The sequence below is a fragment of the Campylobacter sp. LMG 7929 genome (assembly GCF_024723595.1).
Lineage (GTDB): Bacteria > Campylobacterota > Campylobacteria > Campylobacterales > Campylobacteraceae > Campylobacter_D.
Window position 1 is genome coordinate 1 of sequence record NZ_JANQCY010000045.1, and the last position, 380, is coordinate 380.

1 protein-coding gene is annotated in these 380 nt (G+C 28.2%); it reads right to left on the minus strand.

Going from position 1 to position 380, the window contains the following annotated elements; translation table 11 throughout:
• Nucleotides 1–7 precede the first annotated feature (7 nt).
• Nucleotides 8–343: a hypothetical protein gene (locus CAMP5118_RS07990; RefSeq protein ID WP_039628369.1), complete on the minus strand. Its 336-nt coding sequence runs from the start codon at nt 341–343 to the stop codon at nt 8–10.
• Nucleotides 344–380 lie beyond the last annotated feature (37 nt).

The following is a 380-nucleotide window of genomic DNA, read 5'->3' on the forward strand; positions in this document are numbered from 1 at the left end:
GCCTTTATCACTCTTGATCTTCTGGCTTAAAACCTATTATTTTTGCCATTATACCCCTATAGCTTTCAAAACTATTCATTGCTTGCATATTACTAACTCTAAGAAGTCTAACTTTGTGATCTTGTTTGTAAAAAACTTTAAAAACACAACCACTTTCTTTGTGTTTTACCATATCATCTAAACCACATTTTTCTATAAACTCATAATCTTTAGCAAAAACTTCATTTTCTACATCAAATAAATCTTGAGAATAACCATTAGGATTAGCTGGATCATAAGTATAAGAACTTACTACACATTCTCTCATAGCTTTTTGTATTTCTTCTTGGGATAGTTTTTCCATAGTGTTTTCCTTTTTTTATTTTTATAGTGATATAAAT

What these genes read in the sequence shown, in the direction of transcription:
- CAMP5118_RS07990 (WP_039628369.1), bottom strand. Translation starts at nt 343, where the DNA reads ATGGAAAAACTATCCCAAGAAGAAATACAAAAAGCTATGAGAGAATGT.